Here is a 26,241-nt window from a genome sequence, read left to right as displayed (position 1 = left end):
TTACTTCCTCAAGTCGATGACGACGGGCTTGATTTCTTCCGTCTGGAAACTCATGGCGGCCGGCACGCGCGAGGCGCTGTCGGCGGCACGTGCGGCTGGCGCCGCCGCTGCCGGGGCGCTTGGCACGGTGCGGGCGGGCGCAGGCGCTTCCTGCGCCACCTGGCGGCGGTTCCGGCTGGTGGTGCGCGTGGCGGGCTTCGCGGCTGGCGCCGGTGCGGCGGCCGGCGCGGCGGGGATCACGCGCCCGCTGTCGCTGCCAGGCATGGTGGCGATGACGGGACCCGTGGCGCGCAAGGCGTCGTCGGCAAACGGCTGGGCGCGCGTATCGACGCCGGGCGGCACGGCCACGCTGGCGTTGAGCAGGCGGTTGTCCGTGTAGATCATGCGCGACAGGCGGTTGTAGTTGGGAAAGTCGATATTCAGCGATTTCGCGTCCGCCGCCAGCTCCACGCGGGGGCGGTCCTTGCAATTGCCGACCGTCCACTGCAGCACGTCCGTGCCCTGGAAGGCCAGCACTTCATAACGGTAGGCGCAGCCGCGCTCCTGCGTTTCCACGATCACCACGGTGCGCTCGCCCACATTTTCCACCCTCGCCACGCGGGCTGTGATGGCGTTGGCCAGCGGCACGACGCGAAACGCCTGCGACAGCTTGATCGAATACTTGCCTTGCGGGTCCTTGCGCAAGGTGCCTTCCGTGCCGTCGCGCAGGCGGAAGGTGGAAATCGGCGTGCCGAACAGCTCGGCAGTATCGAGGCCCACCATCACGCCGCCACGGCCGTTCGGCGTCATGGAGCAGCCCGTCAACAGGACGCCAACTGCCACGCCAGCGATCAATGTGCGCCAGTGCGCGGATGCAAAATTCTTATACGTTGTCATGCTGGATAACTTTCTCTTATTTCACAATTCAGGGATTGATCACGGCCAGGGGATTGCCCGGTCCCGGTGGCGGCAAGATTTTCTGGCGGTCGCGCGATAACAGGGTGAAGGCGCCCAGGGTGTCCGGTCCGGCAACGATTTCCAGCTGCTCGCGCTGCAGCCAGGTGCGGATTTCCGCTTCTGTTGCCTCGGCGCGGAACAGCACGCGCGTGCGCACGCCCGTCTCGACGCCGCTGCCGCCATTACGGAATTCCGCATTGCCGACCACGGCCTGATCTTTCGGCAGGAACAGCCACGCCGATTGCACCAGCATCACACTGGCGGCCACGGCCGTGACGAGCTTCAGCCAGCGGTTCGCATTCGCAGCCCTGACTGGCTTAGCTACCGGTGCCAGAGCATCGGCCGGGGCGATCTGCAACTGCTGCAGCCCCTGGCGCAGCAATTGCCGGTAGGCCACGCGGCCATCCTTGCCCAGTTCGCTCGACAAAGGCGTGCCCGTCAGCGCATAGTCGTCGCCGGGCAGGGCCACGCGGGCGATCACGCCGGGCGCCGCCGTGGCGGCATTGGCGCGGCCATGCGTTTCCAGCCAGCGCGCCGCCTGCAGGCGCTCCTGACTGAACACGCCCAGGCAGGCGCCCAAGTCCGTCACGGCCAGGGTCACGGGCATGTCGCACAGCACCAGCCCCGCGCGGGGGTCGGCGGGCGCGTCGCGCTGCTCGACCACCAGGCCGCAGGCATCCGCATACGCCGTGTCGGGCGTGACGAGCCAGCCGCGCCAGCGCTGCCGCGAGCTGTCCCAGGCATCGAGCAGCACGGCGCCAAAGCCGGGACAGCGCGCCAGCAAGTGGATCTGTCCGCCCGCGATGGGCCGCGCGGCCAGCGGCGCGGCGTCGCTGCGGCGCGCAAAGCGTTGCATTAAGTGTTCCGGCACGGCAATGCCGCGCCAGTCGGGGGTATCGCCGCTCACCTCCGCGTCCAGCAAGTCGGCGGACGATGGGGGCGATGGCAGGCGCGCGGCAACGATGGCCAGCGAGGGCGTCAATGCAGTCATGCCGGTGGCCTTTCATCAGGGTTCGGGGAGGTGGCTATCGGGTCCAGCTGCAGGGATAACGCGGCCAGGCACAAGATATCCAAAACTATTTGCGCCGCCTGCATATCGCGCGCGGTCAGGGCATCGCCCACGCGCAGCTTGAGCAGGCTCAAGACCCAGCTGCCCAGCAGAGTAGAACGGTGGGCCGCTTCGACGATCTGGCGCCCGGCGCTGTCCGCGTCACCCTTCTGCCGGTGCACCAGGCCCAGCTTGCCGCCGTGATAATGCGCGGAGGCGATCTGCTCGGCCAGTTCCTTGACGGGCATGCCGCCGCAGCCGCAATGGCGCAGCAGCAAGATCAAGTCACGCGGCAAGGTGGCGATAAAAACGTCGGCCGCCTCGCGTACTTTCTGCGGCGTCAGCTGGTAGTCGCGCAGCGGTTCGGCATAGGCGTCGGGCGCGCGCAGCTCGCAGCCCTCTTGCGCATCGGCATCTTCGTCATCACGCTGCTTGCGCAGCTGGTCGATGATGAAGCGCTTGAAGTACAGGAACAAAGCACCGACGTGGTGGGGCGCCGCGTCGCTGTCGCTGTGCAGGACTTTTTCAATGAAAAACTGGTGGCGCAAATCCGCCAGGGAATCACCGAGCGACGCCGCCTCGCGCGGGCGGCACGGGGTCAGCGCGGCGACGACGCGCTGGTAAAACTCACCCAGTTCGCCTTGTGTCAGCTGATGGCGGCGGGTCCAGAAAGCATGAATCCGTTCAAATTGTTCCGATTGCACAGCCGGTCCGATCGTGTGTTGGGGCGGCACGCGCCACTGGCCGGCGGCGATGCGCACAGGCAAACAAGCAATGCGCTGGCCAGACAAGAGAAACTTGTCAGTAAGGTAAAATGCATTTAAGCAATTTTCTCATATCACAGTAAAAATCGCTAACTTTTGTTACTTTCACGACAATTCCCGAGACGCCCATGCATCGCCTGATTCCCCTGTTCTTGAGCCTGTTCTTTTTGCTGGGCAGCAACATCGCGCACGCCGCCGTGCCAGCGCCTGTGCCAGCGGCTCCCGGCAAGCGCATCGCCTTGGTAATCGGCAACGCGGCGTATCCGCAGCCGCTATTGAATCCCGTGAACGATGCGCGCGCCATGGCCGAGCGCTTGCGCCGCCTGGGCTTTGAAGTACTGTTGCGCACGGACATCACTGCGGCGCAGTTGCAAAAGGCGTCGGCCGAGTTTTCCACGCAGGCGCGCGGCGCCGATATCGCCCTGGTGTTTTACGCGGGCCACGGCGCGCAGGCGGGCGAAGCCAATTACGTGCTGCCGCTGGGTGCCAACATGAATGCGCTCAGCGCTGCCGCCATCGCCGCGCAGGGCGTGTCCGTCTCCAGCCTGGCGGGCGATCTGCAGCGCACGGGCGCGCGCGGCGCCGTGCTGATCCTCGACGCTTGCCGCCAGGAATATACGCGCGGCGGTGCAATGGTGCCCGTGCCCGGCGGCAGCAATGCGGTCAGCCACGGTTTTGCCGACACGCAAGCGCCACGCGGCGTGGTGATCGCCTATTCGGCGGGACCGGGCGCCCTGGCGCGCGATTTCTGGTCGCCCGATTCGCGCAACAGCCCGTATACCAGCGCCCTGCTCGACGCGCTCGATGCGCCGGGCTTGCCGATGGGCGACGTCTTCTCGCAAGTGGCGGCGCGGGTCGCCGCCATGACGCACGACGTGCAAAAGCCGCGCGTCTCGTTCGGCGAAACGTCGGCGCGCCTGGTGCTGAACATGGGCAGCGGCAAGGGCATCAGCCAGCCGGCGCCGGGCGTGCTGGCTTCCGGCAACAACGGTATGCGCGCCCCTGTCCCGGCGCCAGCGCCACCGGCCACCGTCACCGCCTCCGGCGCGAAAGTGTGGCCAGGCAACGTACTGCAAGACATCAACTATGAAATCCGCATGCAGATCGCGGCGCGACCGTTTCCCCGCCAGCAGCTGGAAAAGCGCGCACGCGGCGGAGATCTGGTGGCGCTGACGGCCCTCGGCTACGGCATCGGCGGCGGCGATGCTGGCATCAAACAGCCGAAGGCGGGCATGCAGTGGCTGGAAAAGGCGGCCGCCAAGGATTTCCCGATTGCCCAGACCTATCTGGCCGAATTGCTGATGGTCAAGGGCGACCCCGCCTCATTAAAACGCGCCGGCGTGCTGCTGGACGCTGCCTCCCAGGCGGGCTATACGGCTGCGCACGCCTACAAATTCGACCTGGCGCGGCGCACGGGCGCGCCGCCGCAGGATGCGGCCCGCCATTTGCAGGACGCCTTCATGGGCTTGATGAAGGATTACCAGGGCGCCGCCAAGGACGTTTTACAGCCGCCAAAAAAATAGTTTCAAATAATTTTGGATTTCCCTGAACTGCCCCCGTTATCCGTGGGTACATGCAATACAGCATGACAGTGACCAGGGAAATCCCATGCAAGCATCCAGCCCAGCAGCAACTATTACCACCGGCCAACGGGGCCGCATTCTCGCCTACCAATCGAGCGGACAAGGTTCCGTCAGCGTGGCCGGCATTCAACATGCCTTCGACGTGGCCACGCACTGGCGCTCGGACGTGGCGCCCGCCATCAACGCCGTCGTCGACGTGCGCTTCGATGACGCCGGCAGCCTCGCCACGGTCAGCGCCGTGGCAACGCAGCAACTGGCACAGGAAGAGATGGCCGGCGCGGCCAAGCTGGCGCGCGACAAGGGCCAGCAACTGTGGGGCCAGGCCGTCTCGGCGCTGGGCATCAAGGTGCTGGCGACTCTTGGCGTGCTGATCGCCGGCGCCTTTATCTTCAACACCATCGGCATCCGCCTGTTCGCCTCCGTCTCGCGCACCTATTGGCAGCTGCTGGGCCTGTCCGCCGACAGCCTGGAAAGCTTTGCCCGCGATGGCGGCGGTGGTTTTACCTCCGCACAATTTTTCTTCCTGCTGGCCATTGCCGCCTGCTGCGCCACCATGGCCAGCAACCACCCGAAAGCGGCGCTGGGCAAGTGCGCGCCGCTGCTGTTTGTCGTCATCCACAGCAGTTTGCTGTTCATCAAAATCAAGGGCGCCGTCAGCGATGCGGGCAACGCCATGGGCGGCATCATGGGTACCCGCGCGGCCCGCATGGCCGAGCAGATGGCCAGCGAAATGCTGGGGCAAGTGTGGCAAGGCTTGTCGTTCGGCATCGGCTTTTACCTGGTGCTGGCGTCTTCCATCGTCCTGGCCGCGTACGGCGTCGGCGAATACAAACGTAAAACCATCGGCTAAGTCACCTCACACATTCACTCAAGGAAATATCATGAACCGTACCCTCCCCGCCCTGCTCGCCATCGCCGTGATCCTGTCCGCCTGCGGCAAGACCGACACCGCCACACCGGCCGCCTCCGCCCCCGTCGCCGCGAATGTCGCCGACATGGCTGCCAAGGCGCAAGTGAAGGCGGCGGCCGCCAGCCTGCCACAAGCGGACCCGGCCACGCCAAGCGCCAGCTATATCGACATCACCAGCGGTAACCAATTGATGTACAGCTACATCGCCCTGTCCGGCGTGCCGCCCGACTATGCGGCCGTGGCGCAGCGCATCTCGCGCGAATATGCGGGCAGCAACGACGCCTTCCGCAAGCAGGAAGTGCTCGACGCGCTGAAACCGCAGATCGACGCCAAGGTCAGCGAAGCGAAAACCAAACGCTACCTGCGCTACCAGATCAATGGCCAGGGCGCGCTGTCGCCGTACGCCATGGACAAGGCCGCCTTCCCCGCCAAGTTCGCCGACGCGGGCACGTATTACTACATGTACGACAACGGCGACTACAAGCTGGCGTTCACGAATGGCGACGGCTACTCGCTGCTGAAAGTGGATCAGGAGGCGGCCCGCAAGATCGAGGCGGCGCGCAGCGGCTACAAGGACTTCGCCATCATCGTGTATGCCTACGCCCAGGAAGCGGACATGGCCAGCAACCAGGTCAAGGCGCAGATCGTCAAGGTGGCGATCAAGCTGAACGGGGAAGAAATTCCCGTCAGCCAGGCGCTGTAGAACAGCCTCGGTTACACTGTTCGCCACATTGCATCGGGATAGTGACATGGGCGAACAGACACTGGCGGAACAACAGCTGGCCAAGGGCCGGCAACTGCAGCAGCAAGGCAAGCTGATCGAGGCGATCAACGCTTACCAGGCGGCGTATAAACAGGACCCGGCCCTGGCCGAAGCGCAGCATTTCCAGGGCCTGGCCATGCTGGAACTGGGCCAGGGCACCATCGGCCTGGGCCTGTTAAAACTGTCGCTCAAGCAACAGCCCGACAACGCCCTGTTCCACTACAACCTCGGCAACGTGCTGCGCGGTACAGACAACGAAGCGGCGCTGGCCAGCTACGCCACGGCGGCGCGGCTGGCGCCGCACGAGCACGATTTCGCCATCAGTCACGCGGAATTGCTGCTGGGAAAACAGCGGCTGGCGGACACCATCGCCGAACTGGAACGGGCCCACGCCCTGCGCCCGCAGCGCTGGCAAACCCTGCAGGGCCTGGCCGAGCTGTACTACCGCACGGGACAGCAGGCACTGGCGCTGGAGCGTTACGCGCAAGCCCTGGCGCTGCACCCGGCGCTGGCGCACACGTGCCGCATCGGCTTTGCCAGCCCGCAAGCGGAACAGACAGAAACGCTGACACCGCTCGACGTCGCGCCATCGCTGCAGGACTTCCTGCGCGAAACGGATTTGCACATCCTCGACGATTTCCTGCCCGACCCCACCGCCTGGCGCGCCCAGGCGCTGACTCTGCCATTCGAGCAGCAGCGCTATGCGGGACAGAACTATCCGGGCAGCCAGACGGCGGGCCAGCCCAGCCAGGCCATCATGGAGCGCATCGCCACGGCGCTGGGCCGCCCCATCCGTTTCATTTCGCCCGACAATGGCTCGTATCGCCTCAGCTATGCGGACGCCATGGCACGCACGGATATCCACGTGGATAACGAGACGGGCAACAATTTCAATTTCTATGCGGGCGTGCTGTATCTGAATCCGCCCGAGCAGTGCCAGGGCGGCACCACGTTCTGGCGCCACCAGCCCAGCGGCTGGTACCGGCGCTTGCCCGAGGCGGACGTAAAAGCGGGCGGCTACGCCAGCTTCAAGGATTTTCAGAAACGCTGGCTGCCGAACAGTAAAGTGCAGAAATTCAACGACTTACAGGAACAGCGCGACAGTTGGCAAGCCCTGCTGGAAGTGCCGATGCGCCACAACCGATTGATCGTGTACAAGGGCCACTACTTTCACTCGATCAGCAATGTGTTTGGCGACACGCCGGAGAATGGGCGATTGGTGCAGCTGTTCTTTTTTGAAGTGCCCGATTGAGCATGCTGCGCGGGTATTGTCGGATTACGCCCTGCGGGCTAATCCGACCTACCTGTCACCGTGCCATGTGTAGGTCGGATTAGCGGAACGCGTAATCCGACACAGCCACCACCGCGTCGTGTCAATACATATCCGCCGCCGTGGCGCGTACCGCTTTCAACAGCATATCCGCCCCCGGCGACAGCAGATGATCCTGCTGGCGGATGATGCCGAAGGCATCCATCTTGCATGGAAGCTCGATGGGCAGGATGCTCAGCACGTTCAACGATTCGTAGTAATGCGCCACTTCCGTCGGCATCACGTGCAGGGAATCCGTTTGCTGCAGCAAGGACGTGATCAGCAGCAAGGCGGTGGTGTCGACCACGTCGACGGGCGGTTCCAGACTGGCGCGGCGGAACATCATGTCGAAGCGGTGGCGCAGGATGCTGCCTTGCGGCGGCAAGATCCACGGCTGGCCCGCCAGGTCTTTCAATTGCAGATTCTTGCGAGACAGCAGCGGGTGGCCATTGCGCGCCACGGCGCTGGCCGGCTCTTCCGTCAACTCCTCGTAGATGAGGCCGGCGCTGCTTTCCTTTTCCAGGATGCGCCCGATCATGAAATCGAGGGTGCCGTGCTGCAGCATGTCCATCAGGGTGTTGCTGTGCTCCAGGTGCACGCCGATGCGCATCAGCGGCGCCTGCTGCTTGATGCGGGCAATCGCGCGCGGCAGCAAGGCCATGGCCGGCGTCATGATGACGCCCACCTCCACCTGGCCCGTCAAGCCCGACTTCAGGGCGACGATGTCGTCATGCGCCAGCGACAGGCTCGTCAGGGCCATGCGCGCATGGCGTATCATCGTTTCGCCGTAGATGGTCGGCTCCATGCCGCGCGGCAACCTGTCGAACAGGCGCACGTCGAGCATCTCTTCCAGGTCCTTGATTTGCTTGGACGCGGCCGGCTGCGTCATGTGCAACTCTTCCGCCGCGCGGTGGATGTTGCGCTGCTCGTCAAGGGCGATCAACAGCAGCAATTGCCGCGTCTTCAGGCGGGCTCGCAAGAACCAGTTGGGGTTGAGGGTATCCATGAATAAATCATATCATGATCGATATCAGTTTTAACTCAATATCGATATTCCAGATATCGGTGTGTCTCCTTTTTGAGCGTCGTCAAACTGCGTTCACAATGCCTTGCAGGCGGCGCTGGGATTGGCTGCCGGGCCAGCCGTTTGATGGATGAATTCGATCGTGCCGTCCGGCTTGTATTTCAGCTCTTCCACAGCCACGGAGCGCCGGTATTCTCCGCCGCCGGGCAACTTGTCGTTGTGATAGAAGATGTAGGACTTGCCGTTAAATTCGATGATGGCCTGGTGGATGGTTTTCACCACGGCATTCTTGTCCATGATGGCGCCGCGGAAATGCCAGGGGCCCGTGGGCGTGGGGCCTGTCGAGTACGCCGTTTCTTCGGGGAAGTTGCGCGAGTACGACAGGTAATACGTGCCCGCATGCTGGTGCATATACGCCGCTTCCGTGAACGCATCCATGCCGAAGGTCAATATCGGGCCATCGAGCTCCGTCATGTTGGCTTTCAGCTTGGCGTATTTCAAGACCGTGTTGCCCCAGTAAATGTAGGCCTGGCCATCCGTATCGATGAAAACAGCCGGGTCGATGTCGTCCCACGGGATCGCCGTCTGTTTCGTCATGTCGTTCGTGATCAGGGCGCTGCCGCGCGCGTCGACGAACGGCCCCGTCGGGCTGTCGGAGACGGCCACGCCGATGGCCTTGCCGGCGATGGTTTTATGGTCGACGGTCGAGTAAAAATAATATTTGCTGCCGCGCTTGACGATGTCGCCGGCCCAGGCATCCTTGCCGGCCCAGGCAAACGTGGAAAAGCGCACGGGCGAGCCGTGGTCCGTCCAGTTGGCCATGTCGCACGAGGAATACACGCGCCACTCGTTCATCCGATAGTCCGTGTCGGTAGCGCCCGCTTCATCGTGGCCGACGTACAGGTAGACCCTGCCATTGTCGACCAGCGCGGCCGGATCGCCCGTGTAGATGTTTTTCACGATGGGATTGGCCGCCGGCGCGTTGACTGCAATACAGGCGAGCGCCACCGCCATGCCGATGGCTGCGGCACGTTTATTCTGCTTCAACATAAAAGTTAACTCCCGTTGGTATTTTTCTGGCCCATGGCCATCAGTCTTTGCACGACGCAAAAGACGAACAGCAAGCCGCCGATGACGATCTTGGTCCACCACGAGCTGAGCGTGCCGTCGAAGGCGATCAGGGTTTGGATGGTACCGAGCACCAGCACGCCGGACAAAGCACCGGCCACATAGCCGTAGCCGCCGCTGAGCAGGGTGCCGCCGATGACGACGGCGGCTATCGCGTCCAGTTCCGTGCCTTGCGCATGCAAGCCATAGCCGGACAGCATGTAGAACGCAAACAGCACACCACCCAGTGACGCACAGAATCCGCTGAAGGCGTAAATGAAGACCTTGGTGCGGCCCACGGGCAGCCCCATCATCAGGGCCGACTGTTCATTGCCGCCGATCGCATACACGGCGCGGCCGAACGGCGTGGCGTGCGCCAGCCAGATGGCCAAAAGCAAGGTCGCCACGGCGATCACCACGCCGGGCGAAACGAAGCCGCCCAGGAAACCCAGCTGGGTCTGCGACATGGCCACGAACAGCGGGTCGGTGATGGTGATGGAATTGATGCTGATCAAGTAGCACAGCCCCCGCGCCAGAAACATGCCAGCCAGGGTGACGATGAAGGGCTGCAACTTGAAATAATGGATCAGTGCGCCCATGCCGGCGCCAAACACGCTGCCCAGCGCCAGCACGGTGGCGATCACCAGCAGCGGCGACCAGTGCGCCACGTTGAGCAGCCAGGCGGCGATCATGGTCGACAGGGCCAGCACGGACCCGACCGACAAATCGATGCCGCCGGAAACAATCACGAAAGTCATGCCGACGGCGATCACCAGCAAAAAGGCGTTATCGATCAACAGGTTAAAGATCACCTGCGTCGACAGCAGGCCCGGGTAGGCGGCGCCGCCCAGGCCCAGCATCACCACCAGCAGCAAGACCGTGACGAGCGAAGTGAAATACGGGGTGTGCAGCAAGCCCTTCATGCTTTTCTCCGATGCAGTAATTGCTTGAACTCCGACGATTGCGACAGGCAGACGAGGAAGACGACGACCGACTTGACGACCATGTTCACTTCCGGCGGCACGCCCAGCGAATAGATCGTGTAGGTCAGGGTCTGGATGATGAGCGCGCCGATCATGCTGCCCACGAGGCTGAACTTGCCGCCGGCCAGGGACGTGCCGCCCAGGGTCACGGCCAGGATGGCGTCCAGTTCCAGCATCAGGCCCGCATTGTTCGCGTCCGCGCTCTTGATGTTCGAGCTGATCATCAACCCCGACAGGCTAGCGCAGGCGGCGCAAAACACGTAGACGAAAAAGATCAATGTCGCCGTCTTGATGCCGGCCAGGCGCGCGGCGACAGGGTTGATGCCGACGGCCTGGATGAACAGGCCCAGCGCCGTTTTGCGCATCAGCACGGCCGTGATGATGAAGACCGCCGCCACGAGGAACAGCGAGAACGGCAAGCCGAACAGGTAGCCGCTGCCGATGAAGAAGTACGGCTGGTAGTAGACGGTGACGATCTGCCCATCCGTCAACAGTTGCGCCAGGCCGCGTCCCGCCACCATCAATATCAAGGTCGCGACGATGGGCTGCAAGCCGAGACCGGCCACCAGCACGCCATTCCAGGCGCCGCACAGCAGCGCCGCGCCCAGGGCGGCGGCCAGGGCCCAGCCCATGGGGATGTTGCTCACGTAGGTCGGCACGCCGTTGTCCATCACCATGGTGCCGCCGATCAACATGGCGGCCACGGTGCCGGACAGGGCCACGACGGCGCCCACGGAAATGTCGATGCCGCGCGTGGCAATTACCAGGGTCATGCCCAGCGCGGCCAGCATCAGCGGCGCGGCGCGGTTGACGATGTCGATCACGCTGCCGTACAGATGGCCATCGCGAATTTCCAGATGGAAAAAGCCGGGGATGGCGAAGAAATCGACCAGCAACAGCAGAAACAGCGCGGCCAGGGGCCGGCTCAGGGGATGGTGTAAAACAGTATGCAAGGCGGACGTACCCGTAGTGGAAGCCGTACGCGCCAGTGGCGCGCTCGATGGCGTGGATAAACTCATGTGGCGTCTCCGGCAATCACTTGCAGCACGGAACTGTCATCAAGCTCGCCGCGCGCATAGTCGCCGCAGGCCTTGCGGTCGCGCATGACCACAATACGGTCGCTGCAGCGCAGCACTTCCGGCAGCTCGGACGAGATGAACAAAATAGCCATGCCCTTGCGGCACAGTTTGCTCACATAACTCATGATTTCCTGCTTGGCGCGCACGTCGATGCCGCGCGTCGGTTCGTCCAGGATCAGCATGGCGGGCGAGGTCACCAGCCAGCGCGCCAGCAAGGCTTTCTGCTGGTTGCCACCCGACAGGCTGCCAATCGGCGTTTCGATGCTGGCCGTCTTGATACCGAGCGCCTTGACGTACTCGTCGGCCAGCGCCTGCTGGCGTTTGAACGGGATGGCGCGCAGCAAGCCCGTGCGGGCTTGCAAGGCCAGGATGATGTTTTCGCGCACGGACAGCGACAAAATCGCCCCCTCGTGCTTGCGGTCTTCCGAGCAAAAGCCGATGTCACGGGCAATCGCGTCGCGCGGCACGCTGAAGTGGCGCGGCTTGCCCTGCATGGTGATGCTGCCGGAATCGGCCTTGTCGGCGCCAAACAGCAAGCGCGCCAGCTCCGTGCGGCCCGAACCGAGCAAACCGGCCAGGCCCAGCAATTCCCCCTGGCGGATGTGGAAATCCATGGGCAGCAAGGCGCCCTTGCGGCCCAGTCCGGTGGCTTCCAGCACGGCGGGACCGAAACTGGCCGCGCCCGCTTCTTGCGCCAGATCAAGCTCTTGCGCCACGGTGTCGGCCGCCACGCCGATCATCTTGTTCACCAGCGCCAGGCGCGACAGCTCGCTGCACGCATATTCTCCCTCGCGCTCGCCATTGCGCATGACGGTGATGCGATCGGAGATGGCGTAGGTCTGGTCGAGAAAGTGGGTGACGAACAGAATCGCCATACCCTGCTCGCGCAAACGGCGCAGCACGGAAAACAGCAGATTGACTTCCGCCTCATCGAGGCTGGACGTGGGTTCGTCGAGGATCAGCACGCGGGCCGAAATGTTCAGCGCGCGCGAAATGGCCACCATTTGCTGGATGGCCAGCGGAAAGCTGGACAGTTGCGCCGTGACATCGATATCGATCTGCAATTGCTGCAGCAAGGCACGCGCCTGTTGCTGCATGGCACGCCAGTCGATGATGCCAAAGCGGCGCGGGTAGCGGCCGATAAAAATGTTTTCCGCCACCGACAGGTTCGGACACAGATTGACTTCCTGGTACACGGTGCTGATGCCCAGCGCCTGCGCGTCCGAGGTGGACGCGGGGGCGATGGCTTTGCCATCGAGCAAAATCTGGCCGCTGTCGGGCGTGTAGACGCCCGTCAGCACCTTGATCAGCGTCGATTTCCCCGCGCCGTTTTGCCCCATCAGCGTGTGCACTTCGCCCGGATACAGGCGCAGGGCAACGTCGCTGAGGGCTTTGACGCCGGGGAAGGCTTTACTGATGCCGCGCAACTCCAGCAGGGGAGCTGGCGCGGCCATGTGATGCGCTTGCGTCTTCATCATGCGGCAAGCTTAGTACTTACGGTTCGGAAATTCCTTGGCGGCCACCTCGGCAGGGAACACGCCTTCCACCGTCGTGATGCGCGCCGGCACGGGCTTGCCGGCCACCACATCGCGGGCGATGGACATCAGTTGCGGGCCCAGCAGCGGGCTGCATTCCACGGTGACGTTCAGCTTGCCGGCGATCATGGCCTCGAACGCGCCTTTCACGCCATCGATGGAGATGATGATGATGTCCTTGCCCGGCTTCATGCCCGCTTCTTCGATGGCCTGGATGGCGCCGATGGCCATGTCGTCATTGTGCGCGTACAGCACGTTGATCTTCTTGCCTTCGGCCTTGAGGAACGCTTCCATCACTTCCTTGCCCTTGGCGCGCGTAAAGTCGCCCGTTTGCGAACGGATGATCTTCATCTTCGGATTCTTGCCGATGACTTCCTGGAAGCCTTCCTTGCGGTCGATGGCCGGCGCGGAACCGACCGTGCCCTGCAGTTCGACGATATTCAAGGTGGCATCCGGGGTTTTCTTGGCGTGCTCGAGCAGCCATTGACCAGCGCGGCGGCCCTCTTCCACGAAGTCGGAACCGATGAAGGTGACGTACAGTGATTTATCGGCCACGTTGACGGCGCGGTCCGTCAAGATGACGGGAATCTTGGCGGCCTTGGCTTCGCGCAAGACGGTATCCCAGCCCGATTCCACCACGGGCGAGAAGGCGATCACGTCAACTTTTTGCGCGATGAACGAGCGCAGCGCCTTGACCTGGTTTTCCTGCTTTTGCTGCGCATCGGCAAATTTCAGGGTGACGCCATCTTTCTTGGCGGCCTCCTTGATGGAGACGGTATTGGCGGTGCGCCATTCGCTCTCGGCGCCTACCTGCGAAAAGCCCATGACGAGGGGCTTGGCGGCAAAGGCGGAAGAAGTAGCGGACAGTGCCAACAACATGGCGCTGGCGAGGAGGGTGCGGCGTGTCAATTTCATTCTTGTCTCCAGTTTTTTTTGGAATACCATCATAGCCGGATGCCGGATGGGCGGTTTTTTATGAACCCATGGTAGGAGAAAGCAACATAGCCATCCAATCAATTCTTTTTCGCTTGCGATACCGATTTGCGTATCACCGGATGGTCGCCTAGCTTCCTGCCTCCCGTCAGCGCAGCAGGCGCAGCCCGTACAGGCCGCCCGCCACGGAATCCTTGCCGGCGACAAATTTCACGCGCAATTTGCCGTTAGCGGCTTTGACCAGCTCGGCAGGCAAGGCCACATCCACCGTATGCAGCTCTTGCGGCGCATCGGCCGCCACGGCGATGGTCTCGACCTTGACGCCGTTGATCAAGACGTCGAAGACACGCCCCGCGTCCAGGGTGGACAGGGTCAGGCGCAGTATCGCCGCTGCACCTTGCGGGTCGCTCAGTTCATAGCTGAACCAGCCCGTGGCATGGCGCCAGTGCCTGCCCTTGTTGACGCCGTTTTCTCCCCCCTCGGCCTGGAAGTTGTGGTCGGACTCGGGCTGCTGTTGCCCTGGCGCCACCTGGTCGATGGTCTGCGCATCGAGCGCCAGGCGTTGCGCTTCCGCCTGCCGGGTGGATTCCTGCAGCTGCGCCAGCCTGGCGGGCGTGGATACGGGCCAGTACAGCATGTAGCGAGAGTCATGCAGACGGAAGAACGGGATCAGTTTTATCTTCGCCGCATCCTTGCTCTGGATCAGCCCGGGCGCCGTGAACGTCAGCGGCTGGCCTTTCACGGGGCGGATTCTCCGCATGAAATCCTTCTCATCGCTGACGAACAGCGGCGACGATTCCAGCGGACAGACTTGCCCCTGGGCGATATGGCCCATGCGCGAATCGTCGGCAAAATAGTTCAGTTGTTCATTCGCGAATGGCTGCGTCTTGGCGGCCAGCACGATGGGGCCATGCAGCACGGCATAGTAATTCGACTGGTCCGGCATCTGCTCCAGGCGCGTCGTCATCGGCAGGGTCACGTCGACGCTATCGCCCGCTTTCCAGGCGCGCGTGATCGTCACGTATTCGCCGGGCGCGCCGTTCACGCGCATGGCCTTGCCGTTGAGCTTCAGGCGCAGCTTGCCTTTGGCTACCCACTGCGGGTAGCGGATCTTCATGCTGAACGTCTTATTTCCCTGCACGGTGATGCGCGTCGTGTCCTGATCGGGGAATTGCGTGCTCTGGATAATCCTGACGCCCTGCTCTTTCCAATCGAGCGTGGATGCCATGAACAGGTTCACGTACAGGGCGTCGCCTTCATGCGCGTAGATGAACTCGCCATATTTGGCCTGGCTTTCGATGCCGGAACCCACGCAGCACCACATGCCCTTGTCCACCTGCGAATACACGCGGTAGTGATTCGGGCGCATGGGCGTGAAATACACAAAACCGCCCGTGCCGGGGCGCTGCGACGACAGGATATGGTTGTACAGCGCGCGCTCGTAGTAATCCGCGTAGCGCACCTGTTCATCGCGGCGAAACAGTTGCCCGGTGAGCTTGAGCATATTGTAGGTATTGCACGTTTCAGGCCCTTCGACCTCTTCCACCATAGAGGAAAAGTCGTGCTCGTCGTGGAAATGTTCCTTGACGCTATTGCCGCCGATGGCCACCGTGCGCTTGTCATGCACGGTTTGCCAAAAGAATTGCGCCGCCTGCTGCCAGTCGCGCCGGCCCGTCAATGCACCGATACGCTCGAAGCCGATCACTTTCGGGATTTGCGTATTCGCATGCAGGCCCGTCAGCTTGTCCTGCTGCTGCGCCAGAGGCTGCAGGATGGCCTGGTGCGAAAAGCGCACGGCCAGGTCCATGTATTTCTGCTCGCCCGTCATGGCGTAGACGTCGGCCAGCACTTCATTCATGCCGCCGTGCTCGGCGCGCAGCATCGCCTGCATCTGTACATCGCTCAAGGACCCCGACAGTTTCACGGCCCAGTCCGACAGCTCGATCAACATGGTTTTCGCTTCAAGATTGCCAGCGTACTGGTAGGCGTCGCGCAAGCCGGCGAACACCTTGTGCAGGTTGTACCACGGCACCCAACGACCATTGACGGAGAAAGTGTCGGCCTGCAAGTTTCCTTTGGCGATCGCCTGCCAGGCGGCATTGCCGTCGGGGATGCCGCCCAGGTAGCCATTACCATTGGCGTCCTGGCATTTCTTCAATTCCGCCAGCAGGTAGTCGAGGCGTTCGCGCGCCTGCGCGTCGCCCGTGGACGCCACCATCAGGGCCAGCGCGGACAGGTAATGCCCGCCCATGTGGCCATCGAGCCCCGTCGACTCCCAGTTGCCATAGCTGGGCCGGATCTGCGGCAAGCCCGCTTCGCGGCGAAATGGCGCCAGCAATTTGTCCGGTTCGAAGGCCAGCAAATAATGCAAGTCCGTCGTTTGCGCATCGAGGAACGGTCCCGCTTTCAAGCGTACGGACGAGAGGGGAAACAGTTCAGCCGCAGGGAGTAGCGGCGTGACAAGACCGCCGGCGGCCAGCGCCAGCGTCAACAAGGTCTTTTTCATGGCGCGCCCTCAGGGTTTGGCGGCCGGCAGCTCGCGGCTTTGATAGCGGTTCAAGTCGCGTGCATCGACTTGCGGCCAGCCCTCCTTGTCCCACGTCATGGGCAGGATCTTGAGCTTCTGCAAATAATTGTCCGCCGTCTCATACGCATGCAGCACCAGGTAATCCTTGCCGTCAAACGTGTAGGCGCTATTGTGGCCCAGGCCTTGCCAATCCTTGTCGCCCTGCAGCACCACGGTGCCGCCGCCCTGCGCCATGTCGCGCCCGTTCTTGTCCAGGTACGGGCCTGTCACACTTTTAGAACGCCCCACTGCCAGGTGATAGGTGCTTTTTTCCTTCTGGCAGCACAAGCCCCAGGAAACGAAGAGGAAGTAATCCTTGCCGTGCTGGAAGATGAACGGCGCCTCGATTTCCTCGGGCGCGGGCTTGAATTCGCCCGCGCGTGGCGGCAGCGGTGCCCGGCGCGCCAGCGAGTGCCACTCTTGCGGTTCCGCAATACGGGTCCAGTCGGGCGTCAGTTTGACCAGCTTGATGCCGTTCCAGAACGAGCCGAACGACATCCATGGAGTACCGGCCGCATCGGTGATGATGTTCGAATCGATGGCGTTCCACTCGTCGCGCTCGGGCACCGATTGCAGCAACATGCCCTGGTCGACCCAGCGGTAGTCGGGCGAGCGGGGATTCAAGGTGGTATTGACGGTCACGCCGATGCCGGACGTGTTCTTGCCGAAGCCGGAGACCGAGTAGTACAAGTAATATTTGCCGTCATGCAATTGCACGTCGGGCGCCCAGATATGGTCGTCAAACGATGGCGCGGCCGTTTTGGCCCACGTGGGCTGGCCCGCGAAGACGCGCCCTTCCGGTTGCCAGTCGAGCATATTTTTCGAACTGTAAAAGGTGATGCCGGGGCCCGTGCTGTACAGATAATACGTATCGCCTTCCTTCGCCATCACAGGGTCGTGCACGCTCACTTGCGCGGCATGGCAGGACAGCGCCAGCAAGGTGGCGGTAACAGCGGCCAGGCCGCGCTTGAGCGTTTGCATCATTGTTTTCCTTTGACTTTGACTTGTTAGTTGCCCGTGCGGGCGCCCCACAGCGACACGCCATCGGCGGACTGCACCGTGAACGTGACGACAAAGGCGCCGGCATTGCCATTCCACTGGCGCGACAGCACGCCATGGAACAGGCCGCCGGACACCAGGGTAATGGCGATCAGATTGTTGCCCTGGTGTATCCACCTCCCCACCTGCGCGCCCGTGATGGTGCCGTCCGCCAGCAAATTGATGGATTGCGACAGCTTGAGCACCGTGGAAATATCCTTGCCATGATTGACCAATTGATAGCTGCCCGCCACGTCCGCTGCCACCACTTGCGCCGCCAGCGGCGTGGCGCTGCGACTCAATGGCACATAACGGAATGGCGCCGCCACCAGCCAGCCATCGCCATTCATGAACAATTCGTGCACGCGGATCTCGTGCAACTCGCCCGTATTCGGGAAGCGCGTATGGAAGATCAGGAAATACTGCTGCGTGGCGGCATCGTATACCGCCGAATTGTGTCCTGGCGACACATATCCCAGTGGCGTGCCCGTCTCGCCAGCGGCCAGCGCGAATTGATGGTTGCCCATCAGCTTCTGGCCAAAAGGCGCGATGCTGGCGTCGTCGAACAGGGGCAAGGCGGGATTGGACTTGACCTGGCGCATATCGTTGCCCTTGCCATCCACGTACGGGCCGTCCGGCGCGCGCGAACGGGCCACGCGCATATTGTAGGCACCGTTGGCATCCAGGCCGCCAAACGACGTAAACAGGTAGTAATACTGCGTTTGCGGGCTGTACAGCACGTAGGCGCCCTCGATGCGGCTATGGTTGCCGCCGATCACGTGCTTGCCATAGCCCTGCCCCGCGACAGGCAAGCCCGTGGCCGGGTCCATGGCGAGGATGAAGATGCCGCCCGAATACGAGCCGTAGATCATCCACAGCTTGCCGGCAGCGTCGCGGAAGGTGTTCGGGTCGACCACGTTCGGTTGCGTCAGCGCATCGTAGATAGTCACGCCATCCTCGCTGATCTGGCCCCACATGCCCGATTTCAGGAAAATCTTCTGATTGACATATGGGCCTTCCACTTTGTCCGCCAGGGCCAGGCCCATGGCGGAACGGGGCGAATCGCCCTTGCAGCTGTTGTAGTACATGGCGAACTTGCCATTGTCGAGCGCGATCACGTCGGGCGCCCACAGGCCCGTCACTTGCGTCCAGGCAAAGGTGTCAGCCAGGCTGGTGACGACATTGTTGAACAGGGGGTTGCTGGCATTGACGCCGTCGGCCATCTTCGTCCAGTTCATCAAGTCGGTGGATTTGGCGGCCGCCAGGTGCGAGCCGAACACATAATAGGTGCCGGCCACCTTGATCACGGACGGGTCGTGCACGGAGACATTGCTAAAAATGATGGCGCCTTGTACTGGTGGAACGACAGCGGGAGGGACGACCGGCGGCACCACGGGCGGCGTGACGGAGACGACAGGCGCGCTATCGGACGAACCACCGCCACAGGCGGCCAGGGCCATGGCGCTACCCAGCGCCAGCACAGCTTCTCTTCTGTTCATGGAATACTTTCTCTACAACGTGCAGCACGATGCGGCTGGCCGGCGCAGGAAAGCTCCCGCACCGGCACAGAGTAGACAGCAGGAAGCCAGGCGTTTATTCGACGGCGACCACCACCACGGCCTTGGCCGGGATAGACACGGTCAGCTTGCCGCCTTGCGCCTTGGCATTGAACGCCACCGGCTGCACGGCTTGCGGTTGCGCAAAGCTGTTGACGGCATCCATCTTGCCGGCGGTCAGTACGCGGCCCGTGATGCTGGCCACTTGCTTGCCGGCCAGCGCCACATTGACGTCGACGGCCTTGTGCGGGTTCGTGTTGACCAGCGACAAATATACCTTGCCGTCCCTGGCGCGCGCGGCCGAGGCACTCACTTCCGGAATGCTGACCTTGCCCAGGCTGTACTTGCCATTGCCACTGATGGCGACCGGCAAGGTCGTGGCATCCTGGAACGGCACGTACATTTCAAACGCATGATACGTGGGCGTCAGGAAATAGCTATCCTTGTCCGTGATGATCATGGCCTGCAGCACGTTGACCATTTGCGCGATATTCGTCATGCGCACGCGGTCCGCGTGTTGGTGGAAAATATTGAAGTTCAGAGCCGCGACCAGGGCATCGCGCAAGCTGTTTTGCTGGAACAAGAAACCCGTATTGGTGCCCGGCTCGACGTCGTACCAGGTGCCCCATTCATCGACGTACAAGCCCGTCTTTTTCGAGGGATCGTTCTTGTCGATGGCGGCGAGATTGTTCTTGATCAAGCTATCGATGCGCAAGGTGCGGCTCAGCGTGGAAATCCATTCATTTTCACCAAAGCCCGTGGCCGCGCCCTTCTTTTCCCAGATACCGGTCGGCACCGTGTAGTAGTGGAAACTGATGGCGTCCATCATGTTCGGCTTGATCTCGCGGCTCAGGGTGCTGGACCAGCTGATGTCGTCGTCATTGCCGCCGCTGGCGATGAATTTCGGGCGCGCGCTTTCCGGCGTCTTCATGAAGGTGTGATAGTGCTTGTACAGGTCGGCGTAGTATTGCGGACGCATATTGCCGCCGCAACCCCAGGCTTCATTGCCGATGCCAAAGTAATCGACTTTATACGGCTGCGCGCGGCCATTCTTGCGGCGCAGCTCAGCCAGGGTCGACTTGCTGTCCGAGGTCATGTATTCGAGCCACTCGGACATTTCCTGCGGCGTGCCGGAACCGAGGTTGCCGTTGATATAGGTCTGTGCGCCCAGCAGCTCGGCCAGGTCGAAGAATTCATGCGTGCCGACGGCGTTCGACTCTTCCACGCCACCCCAGTTGGTGTTGACCTTGGTCGGGCGCTTCTCGCGCGCGCCGATGCCATCCTTCCAGTGGTATTCATCGGCAAAGCAGCCGCCCGGCCAGCGCACCAACGGTACATGCAACTGTTTCAGCGCGCCCAGCACGTCATTGCGCCAGCCCTTGGTGTTGGGAATGCTGGACTCCGGTCCCACCCACATGCCTTCGTAAATACCGGTCCCCAGATGCTCGGCGAACTGGCCGTAGACGTTCTTGTTGATCACGGGACCTGGCCTGGCCGCGTCGATGGTGACATTGACGGGCGCGGCAAAGGCGCTGCCGACGGCCATGGCCAGGCTAAGGGCCACGATGCTGGTGTTGATGAATTTCATGCTGTCTCCTGTTGTTTTAATTGAAAATGGCTACAAAGCCGCCATGCGGCTTGATCGTGATGACGGCCTTGCCGGCCGAAATTTCCTGCTGGCTGAATGCGCGTTCGCCGGCGCCGTCCGTGATCAGGGCGCCACGCTTGCCTTCGAGAAAGGACAAGTCCACGGTGAAGGTTTGCGCCGTGACCTGGGCGTTGATGCCGGCCACATACCAGCGCTCGCCAGACTGGCGCGCCAGCATCAGGTAGCGGCCGGGCACACCATCGATGAAGCGGCTGTCATCCCAGCTGCGCGGCAGTTCCTGCAGGAAGGTTTTGACATACGGGGGCACGCTGGCCATGCCGGCGGGAATCTCGGCAAAGTTCTGCACGCCCGACAAAAACAGCACGGGCAGCGCCAGTTCGAAACCGTTGCGCGTGGCACGGCGGATGTTGGGCACGTCGCCAAACACCATGGGCGTGAAATCCATGGGGTCGAACAAATTGCGGGCGAACGGCAGCATGGCCGCGTGCGCGGGCATGGCGTCCTGGTCGCGCTGCTCGAAGGTGGTGAATTCCAGTCCCTTAACGGCCTCGGCCGTCATCAGATTCGGGTAGGTACGGGCCCAGCCCCGTGGCAAGGTAGCGCCGTGGAAATTGACCAGCAAGCCGTGTCTGGCCGCATCATTCAGGATGCCCAAATAATAGGCAATCATCGACTGGCCGTCGCCGGCAAAGAAGTCCACCTTGATGCCCTTGATACCCATGGCCGCCAGGCGCGAAAATTCGTGTTCGCGCTGTGCATGGGTCAGCAGCTTGCCTTTCGGCGTGTACTCGGTCTTGTTCCAGCTACCCGACGAGTTGTACCAGAGGAACAGGCCCACGTCTTTCGCGGCCGCATAGCTGGCCAGCTCGGCAATTTTCTCGTAGCCGATCTTGCGGTCCCAGTCCGCATCGACGAGTACATAGTTCCAGCGCATGTCCGCCGCGTAATCGATGAAATCTTTCTGCACGCCATACACGGTGGCGTCATCCTTCAGCAAGCCCCAGCTCCAGGCAGCGTGGCCGGGCAGCACCTTGGCCGTATCGAAGGCGATGGCGGGCGCGGCCAGGTCCGTGCCCAGGGTCGAGTCCATGATGGTGGCCAGGCTGCCGATGGCCAACACCCGCCATGGCGAGCGCAAGCCCGTGGCCGCCTGTGCCAGCAAGGCGCCGCCAGGTGCCACTTCGGCCGCCATCGGCGTGCCGATGCGGTAGATGCCCCCTTTCGAGGCCGCCTGCAGGCGCGAGGCGTGGAAACTGCCATCCATGCCCGCTTCCGTCAGCGCCACCCAGGTCTCGCCCGCCTTGAACAGGGCCGGGAAGACCCAGCCGGCCGCCAGCGGCGATGGCGTGCCGACGGCAATATCCATACGGTAATGTTCTTCGTAGGCGGGATTGGTGTTCATCCAGCCCGTCTGCGCCACCTGCATCGGCTGCAGCCACGCCCGCGTGCTGGGCGCAAAGGCAAACGACGTGCTTTCCTGCAGCATTGTCCCGGCCGAGCTGGGCACCTGGCCCAGCACGTAACGGAAAGCCACGCCATCGTTGGAGACGCGAAACACCACGTCCATAGCTTGCCCCCGCGCATTGTGCACCGTGAACGTCTGTTCATTGGCCGCGTAATCGATGACCTGGCGCTTGCCGGTGGCCATCGTGTAGCGCTCGGCAACAGAAGTGATGGGAGACGCCGCGCCCAGGCTCAGTTTCTTCGACAGGTTCAGGCCGCCAAATTCCAGGCCCAAAGTTGATGGCAGGATCACGGGCGCGCCGCCGCGCGAGATGCTGTAGTGGATGCTGCCAGCTGGGCCAGGCGCGACCTTGACCTGCAGGGTACCGTCAGGACTCTGCAGCCCTTGCGCATCAGCAAAGGTGGCAAAAACAAGGGCGACGCTGCAAACAAGAGGTTTCATCTTCAATGTCCGGATGTGGCGATGCCTCTCCTGCCGCGGGGTTGGGGCGGCATGAGGGGTGCTTCAAGATCGGAGGTGCCGGTCAATGCCGGCGCGAATAAACGGCGCGGGGGTGCTTACACCCAGCCTGCATCCACGATGAACTCTTGACTGGAGCACATCGCGCCATCGTCCGATGCGAGGAACAGCACCATGGCGGCGATGTCCTGTGGCATCAGCTTGCTTGGCAAGCATTGGCTTTTCTTGATTTCCACTTCCGCCGCGTCGTCGACCCACAGCTCGATCTGGCGCTGTGTCATGACCCAGCCCGGCGTGACCGTGTTGACGCGGATATTGTGGGCGCCATAATCGCGCGCCAGGCCCCGCGTCAGGCCCACGACGGCCGCCTTGGTGGTGGCGTAGACGGGGTAGCCGCCCGACTTCATGTGCCAGGAAATCGAGCTGACGTTGATGATGGAACCGCCGCCCCTGCGCTTCATGCCCTCGAAGACGGCCTGGCACGTAAAGAACATGGGACGTTGATTGATCGCAATACGCTCGTTCCAGTATTCCAGGGTCACGTCCTGCGCCTGGTGGCGCTGGTCGTTGGCAGCATTGTTGACGAGGATATCGAAGTCGCCCAGCGTCTGCGCCAGTTCCGCCATGACGGCTTGCAGCGATGCAATATCCGTGATGTCGCAATGGCGGAACAGTGGCGCCGTCAGACCCGCTTCGGCCAGGCGGCGGCACAAGGCCTCGCTCGCTTCCACGGCAATGTCGACAAACGCCACCAGCGCGCCCTGGGCGGCAAACTCCGCCACCAAAGATTCGCCGATGCCGCTGCCGCCACCCGTGATGAACACGCGCTTGCCCTGCAAGCTGCCATATTTCGCCAATTGCTTCATTTTGTCTCCACCTGTGTATTTTTATTTTTACCAATAAAACCGTAGCGAGCGGCAACGAGTTGTGGCCGAGACGCGGAACTGTGCGAATGCACAGTGAGCATCACAGGCCGCAAATCGCGCCGCACAGTAGGTTTTAGAGTTTACCGAGCACGCCATCGTGACGGCGCCATATCCCCAGCGGATTATCGTCGCGCAGCGATGCCGGCAGCAAGTCCTGCGGCAGATTCTGATACGACACGGGGCGCAGGAAGCGGTTGATGGCCGCCGTGCCAACCGAGGTGCTGCGGCCGTCCGAGGTGGCCGGGAACGGGCCGCCGTGCACCATGGCCGTCGACACTTCCACGCCGGTCGGAAAACCGTTGGCCAGGATGCGGCCTACGCGGCGTTCCAGCACGGGCAGCAAACGGCGCGCATCGTTCAGGTCGCCGGCATCCATCTGCAGGGTGGCCGTCAGCTGGCCTTCCAGGCTTTCCGTGATCGCCAGCAATTGATCCATGTCGCGGCACGCCACCAGCAGCGAGGCGGGACCGAAGACTTCGTCGCGCAGATCGTGCTTGCCCAGGAAAGCCTCGCCCGAAGTGACGAACAGGGCGGCGGCGCCCTTGCCTTCCTCGCCAGCGTTTTGCACCAGCGGCGTCACATCGGCGTGCTGCGCCAGGGCGGCCACGCCTTTCGCATAGCTGCTGGCGATGCCGGCCGTCAGCATGGTGGCGGCCGGTGCCGGTGTCAGCGCTGCGGCGGCAGCGGCGGCAAAGGCCGTAAAGTCAGCACCTTCCAGGCCCAGCACGAGGCCGGGATTGGTGCAGAACTGGCCCACGCCCATCGTCAGCGAAGCGGCAAAGCCGCTGGCAATGGCTGCGCCACGGGCGGCCAAGGCTTGCGGCAGCACGAACACGGGGTTGATGCTGCTCATTTCAGCATATACGGGGATCGGCTGCGCACGCTCCGCCGCCACCTTCATCAGGGCGATGCCGCCCGAACGCGAACCCGTAAAGCCGACAGCCTGGATGGCCGGATGGGCCACCAGCGCCTGGCCAATGCCATTGCCCGTGCCTGTCAGCAAGGCGAATACGCCGGCCGGCAGCTGGCAAATCTCGATGGCTTTGACAATCGCGCGCGCCACCAGCTCGGAGGTGCCAGGGTGGGCCGAGTGGGCTTTCAGCACGACAGGGCAGCCGGCCGCCAGGGCCGAGGCCGTATCGCCGCCAGCCACCGAGAAGGCCAGCGGGAAGTTACTGGCCGCAAACACGGCGACGGGGCCCAGGCCGATCATGCGCAAGCGCAAGTCAGGACGCGGCGGCGTGCGCTCGGGCAAAGCCGAATCGATGCGCGCATCGGTCCACGATCCTTCGCGCAGCAAGCCGGCGAACAGTTTTAACTGCCCCACCGTGCGGCCCCGCTCGCCTTCCAGGCGCGCGCGCGGCAAGCCGCTTTCCGTCATGGCGCGCACGATCAAGTCGTCGCCCAATTCCAGAATTTGCGCGGCGATGGTGTCGAGAAAATCGGCGCGCTGCGCATCGCTGGTGGCGCGGAAGGGGTCGAACGCGGCCTGTGCCAGGCGGCATGCCTCGTCGATTTGCGCTACGTCAACCATGTGGAAGGCAGGCGCGATATGCGCGCGCGCGGCCGGGTCCCACGCTTCGAAGGAGCCGCCATTGCCCTTGACGGCGACGCCGCCGATCAATGCATCACCGGTGATATTGAAACTCATAATGTGCTCACTTTCGCAAATTCGGTTGGGAAGACGTCGAGGCGGTTGCGCAGGGCGGGGCCAAAGGCCGGCGCCTCGATTTCAAAGGTTTCGCCCGGCGCCACGCTCACGCCATCGGCAAAGCTTAACGTCGCTGTGCCGAAGAAGTGCACGTGCACGTCGCCAGGGCGCTTGAACAGCGGATACTTGAAGTGATGGTGTTCCAGGTTGGCTATCGTGTGCGACATATTGTCTTCGCCGCTGACAAAGGCCTTTTCCCAGCGCACCTTGCCGGCCGCATCGAGCACGCGCGAAGCGCCATCGATGTGCGCGGGCAATTCGCCCACCAGCAGGGCCGGTCCCACGCTGCACATGCGCAGCTTCGAATGGGCCAGGTACAGATAGTTCTGGCGTTCCGTCACGTGGTCCGAGAATTCATTGCCGATGGCGTAGCCGACTCTATACGGCTGGCCATCGTCGCCGATCACGTACAGGCCGGCGATTTCCGGCTCTTCGCCGCCATCGAGGGCAAAGTCCGGCATGCGCAGCGGCTGGCCGCCGGCGCGCACGATGGAGCCGTCGCCCTTGTAAAACCACTCGGGCTGGGCACCGGCCGTGCCAGCGGCAGGCTTGCCGCCTTCCACACCCAGGCGGAACATTTTCATCGAGTCGCTCAAGGAATCGGCATCGCCGCCGATCTTCTTGTGCATGGCGTCGCGCGCACCGGCGCTGCCCAGGTGGGTCAGGCCCGTGCCCGTCACGTAGCAGTGCGCTTCGTCCGCATGGTCGAGCGGAGGCAACACACGCCCGGCAGCGGCCACGTCCGCATAGGAATGCGTGGTGTTGCCGACGGTGGCGTTGACCAGCTCCGCCAGATTGATACGCTTGCGGATGGCGTCTTGCGCCAGCGCATACGTCGTGTTGTAGCCTTCGATGACGCGGATGACGTCATCTTGCAGCAGGCCGACGAGGCGGCCGCCATGTTCATTCATAAATTGCAGCAACAGCATAATGGTCT

Annotated in this window: 21 protein-coding genes; 4 read left to right on the top strand and 17 right to left on the bottom strand. The window is 62.8% G+C overall.

The window, feature by feature from the left end; genetic code table 11:
* The 3 genes from ACP7EG_RS08915 to ACP7EG_RS08905 are packed head-to-tail and all read right to left on the bottom strand — an operon-like array spanning window position 1 to window position 2,751.
* Entirely contained in the window at window positions 1–876 is an 876-nt protein-coding gene (locus ACP7EG_RS08915) for a hypothetical protein (protein WP_426087350.1), read from the bottom strand.
* A 28-nt stretch (window positions 877–904) separates the two neighbouring features.
* Window positions 905–1,927 (bottom strand): hypothetical protein, encoded by a 1,023-nt coding sequence (locus tag ACP7EG_RS08910; protein ID WP_426087349.1) that lies wholly within the window; start codon window positions 1,925–1,927, stop codon window positions 905–907.
* Entirely contained in the window at window positions 1,924–2,751 is an 828-nt protein-coding gene (locus ACP7EG_RS08905) for a hypothetical protein (RefSeq protein ID WP_426087348.1), read from the bottom strand. Before ACP7EG_RS08905 ends, ACP7EG_RS08910 begins: the two co-directional genes overlap by 4 nt.
* 125 nt (window positions 2,752–2,876) lie before the next feature.
* Here ACP7EG_RS08905 and ACP7EG_RS08900 point away from each other — a divergent pair, with 125 nt between their 5' ends.
* From ACP7EG_RS08900 to ACP7EG_RS08885, 4 genes are all read left to right on the top strand, one after another.
* The gene (locus tag ACP7EG_RS08900) at window positions 2,877–4,271 is read left to right on the top strand and encodes a caspase family protein (protein ID WP_426087347.1); all 1,395 of its coding nucleotides are present in this window, start codon (window positions 2,877–2,879) and stop codon (window positions 4,269–4,271) included.
* Between the two features lie 85 nt (window positions 4,272–4,356).
* On the top strand, window positions 4,357–5,181 hold the full coding sequence (locus ACP7EG_RS08895) for a hypothetical protein (protein ID WP_426087346.1): 825 nt from the start codon (window positions 4,357–4,359) through the stop codon (window positions 5,179–5,181).
* A 31-nt stretch (window positions 5,182–5,212) separates the two neighbouring features.
* Window positions 5,213–5,944, top strand: a complete 732-nt coding sequence (locus tag ACP7EG_RS08890) for a hypothetical protein (RefSeq protein WP_426087345.1) — start codon at window positions 5,213–5,215, stop codon at window positions 5,942–5,944.
* A gap of 46 nt (window positions 5,945–5,990) precedes the next feature.
* Window positions 5,991–7,256, top strand: coding sequence for a DUF6445 family protein (locus ACP7EG_RS08885; RefSeq protein WP_426087344.1), 1,266 nt, complete (start codon window positions 5,991–5,993; stop codon window positions 7,254–7,256).
* A gap of 121 nt (window positions 7,257–7,377) precedes the next feature.
* On the opposite strand, the gene ACP7EG_RS08880 is transcribed toward ACP7EG_RS08885, so the two are convergent.
* The 14 genes from ACP7EG_RS08880 to araD1 form a co-directional block, all read right to left on the bottom strand.
* The gene (locus ACP7EG_RS08880; RefSeq protein ID WP_035823672.1) at window positions 7,378–8,319 is read right to left on the bottom strand and encodes a LysR family transcriptional regulator; all 942 of its coding nucleotides are present in this window, start codon (window positions 8,317–8,319) and stop codon (window positions 7,378–7,380) included.
* Window positions 8,320–8,412: 93 nt separating this feature from the next.
* Window positions 8,413–9,387: a glycoside hydrolase family 43 protein gene (locus ACP7EG_RS08875; RefSeq protein ID WP_426087343.1), complete on the bottom strand. Its 975-nt coding sequence runs from the start codon at window positions 9,385–9,387 to the stop codon at window positions 8,413–8,415.
* 5 nt (window positions 9,388–9,392) lie between these two features.
* Window positions 9,393–10,367, bottom strand: coding sequence for a galactofuranose ABC transporter, permease protein YjfF (yjfF, locus tag ACP7EG_RS08870; protein ID WP_426087342.1), 975 nt, complete (start codon window positions 10,365–10,367; stop codon window positions 9,393–9,395).
* A complete protein-coding gene (locus ACP7EG_RS08865; protein ID WP_426087341.1) occupies window positions 10,364–11,446 on the bottom strand; it encodes an ABC transporter permease in 1,083 nt (360 codons plus the stop codon). The genes yjfF and ACP7EG_RS08865 overlap by 4 nt, the downstream gene beginning before the upstream one ends.
* Complete coding sequence (locus ACP7EG_RS08860; RefSeq protein WP_426087340.1) at window positions 11,443–12,984, bottom strand: sugar ABC transporter ATP-binding protein; 1,542 nt, start codon at window positions 12,982–12,984, stop codon at window positions 11,443–11,445. The genes ACP7EG_RS08865 and ACP7EG_RS08860 overlap by 4 nt, the downstream gene beginning before the upstream one ends.
* 9 nt (window positions 12,985–12,993) lie before the next feature.
* Window positions 12,994–13,956: an ABC transporter substrate-binding protein gene (locus ACP7EG_RS08855; protein WP_096233149.1), complete on the bottom strand. Its 963-nt coding sequence runs from the start codon at window positions 13,954–13,956 to the stop codon at window positions 12,994–12,996.
* Between the two features lie 166 nt (window positions 13,957–14,122).
* On the bottom strand, window positions 14,123–16,480 hold the full coding sequence (locus ACP7EG_RS08850; RefSeq protein WP_426087339.1) for a beta-L-arabinofuranosidase domain-containing protein: 2,358 nt from the start codon (window positions 16,478–16,480) through the stop codon (window positions 14,123–14,125).
* Window positions 16,481–16,489: 9 nt separating this feature from the next.
* On the bottom strand, window positions 16,490–17,524 hold the full coding sequence (locus ACP7EG_RS08845; protein ID WP_426087338.1) for an arabinan endo-1,5-alpha-L-arabinosidase: 1,035 nt from the start codon (window positions 17,522–17,524) through the stop codon (window positions 16,490–16,492).
* A 23-nt stretch (window positions 17,525–17,547) separates the two neighbouring features.
* Window positions 17,548–19,077 carry a glycoside hydrolase family 43 protein gene (locus ACP7EG_RS08840; RefSeq protein ID WP_426087337.1) on the bottom strand — a complete coding sequence of 510 codons (1,530 nt, stop codon included), beginning with the start codon at window positions 19,075–19,077 and terminating at the stop codon, window positions 17,548–17,550.
* Window positions 19,078–19,171: 94 nt separating this feature from the next.
* Window positions 19,172–20,722 (bottom strand): alpha-N-arabinofuranosidase, encoded by a 1,551-nt coding sequence (locus tag ACP7EG_RS08835; RefSeq protein ID WP_426087336.1) that lies wholly within the window; start codon window positions 20,720–20,722, stop codon window positions 19,172–19,174.
* 16 nt (window positions 20,723–20,738) lie between these two features.
* Window positions 20,739–22,649, bottom strand: a complete 1,911-nt coding sequence (locus tag ACP7EG_RS08830; protein ID WP_426087335.1) for a glycoside hydrolase family 97 catalytic domain-containing protein — start codon at window positions 22,647–22,649, stop codon at window positions 20,739–20,741.
* Between the two features lie 116 nt (window positions 22,650–22,765).
* Window positions 22,766–23,533 carry an SDR family NAD(P)-dependent oxidoreductase gene (locus ACP7EG_RS08825; RefSeq protein ID WP_426087334.1) on the bottom strand — a complete coding sequence of 256 codons (768 nt, stop codon included), beginning with the start codon at window positions 23,531–23,533 and terminating at the stop codon, window positions 22,766–22,768.
* 133 nt (window positions 23,534–23,666) lie between these two features.
* Entirely contained in the window at window positions 23,667–25,244 is a 1,578-nt protein-coding gene (locus ACP7EG_RS08820; protein WP_426087333.1) for an aldehyde dehydrogenase (NADP(+)), read from the bottom strand.
* The gene (araD1, locus tag ACP7EG_RS08815; protein WP_426087332.1) at window positions 25,241–26,233 is read right to left on the bottom strand and encodes an AraD1 family protein; all 993 of its coding nucleotides are present in this window, start codon (window positions 26,231–26,233) and stop codon (window positions 25,241–25,243) included. The genes ACP7EG_RS08820 and araD1 overlap by 4 nt, the downstream gene beginning before the upstream one ends.
* Between the last annotated feature and the right edge of the window lie 8 nt (window positions 26,234–26,241).

It is taken from the genome of Janthinobacterium sp. PSPC1-1, assembly GCF_049897625.1.
Classification (GTDB): domain Bacteria; phylum Pseudomonadota; class Gammaproteobacteria; order Burkholderiales; family Burkholderiaceae_D; genus Janthinobacterium; species Janthinobacterium tructae.
This window is presented reverse-complemented; position numbering and strand designations above follow the sequence as displayed.

Coding starts and splice junctions, on each gene's coding strand:
- araD1 (WP_426087332.1), bottom strand. CDS start 26,233: ATGCTGTTGCTGCAATTTATGAATGAACATGGCGGCCGCCTCGTCGGC.
- ACP7EG_RS08885 (WP_426087344.1), top strand. CDS start 5,991: ATGGGCGAACAGACACTGGCGGAACAACAGCTGGCCAAGGGCCGGCAA.
- ACP7EG_RS08850 (WP_426087339.1), bottom strand. CDS start 16,480: ATGAAAAAGACCTTGTTGACGCTGGCGCTGGCCGCCGGCGGTCTTGTC.
- ACP7EG_RS08895 (WP_426087346.1), top strand. CDS start 4,357: ATGCAAGCATCCAGCCCAGCAGCAACTATTACCACCGGCCAACGGGGC.
- ACP7EG_RS08820 (WP_426087333.1), bottom strand. CDS start 25,244: ATGAGTTTCAATATCACCGGTGATGCATTGATCGGCGGCGTCGCCGTC.
- ACP7EG_RS08915 (WP_426087350.1), bottom strand. CDS start 876: ATGACAACGTATAAGAATTTTGCATCCGCGCACTGGCGCACATTGATC.
- ACP7EG_RS08855 (WP_096233149.1), bottom strand. CDS start 13,956: ATGAAATTGACACGCCGCACCCTCCTCGCCAGCGCCATGTTGTTGGCA.
- ACP7EG_RS08835 (WP_426087336.1), bottom strand. CDS start 20,722: ATGAAATTCATCAACACCAGCATCGTGGCCCTTAGCCTGGCCATGGCC.
- ACP7EG_RS08910 (WP_426087349.1), bottom strand. CDS start 1,927: ATGACTGCATTGACGCCCTCGCTGGCCATCGTTGCCGCGCGCCTGCCA.
- yjfF (WP_426087342.1), bottom strand. CDS start 10,367: ATGAAGGGCTTGCTGCACACCCCGTATTTCACTTCGCTCGTCACGGTC.
- ACP7EG_RS08880 (WP_035823672.1), bottom strand. CDS start 8,319: ATGGATACCCTCAACCCCAACTGGTTCTTGCGAGCCCGCCTGAAGACG.
- ACP7EG_RS08825 (WP_426087334.1), bottom strand. CDS start 23,533: ATGAAGCAATTGGCGAAATATGGCAGCTTGCAGGGCAAGCGCGTGTTC.
- ACP7EG_RS08890 (WP_426087345.1), top strand. CDS start 5,213: ATGAACCGTACCCTCCCCGCCCTGCTCGCCATCGCCGTGATCCTGTCC.
- ACP7EG_RS08845 (WP_426087338.1), bottom strand. CDS start 17,524: ATGATGCAAACGCTCAAGCGCGGCCTGGCCGCTGTTACCGCCACCTTG.
- ACP7EG_RS08860 (WP_426087340.1), bottom strand. CDS start 12,984: ATGATGAAGACGCAAGCGCATCACATGGCCGCGCCAGCTCCCCTGCTG.
- ACP7EG_RS08900 (WP_426087347.1), top strand. CDS start 2,877: ATGCATCGCCTGATTCCCCTGTTCTTGAGCCTGTTCTTTTTGCTGGGC.
- ACP7EG_RS08840 (WP_426087337.1), bottom strand. CDS start 19,077: ATGAACAGAAGAGAAGCTGTGCTGGCGCTGGGTAGCGCCATGGCCCTG.
- ACP7EG_RS08830 (WP_426087335.1), bottom strand. CDS start 22,649: ATGAAACCTCTTGTTTGCAGCGTCGCCCTTGTTTTTGCCACCTTTGCT.
- ACP7EG_RS08875 (WP_426087343.1), bottom strand. CDS start 9,387: ATGTTGAAGCAGAATAAACGTGCCGCAGCCATCGGCATGGCGGTGGCG.
- ACP7EG_RS08865 (WP_426087341.1), bottom strand. CDS start 11,446: ATGAGTTTATCCACGCCATCGAGCGCGCCACTGGCGCGTACGGCTTCC.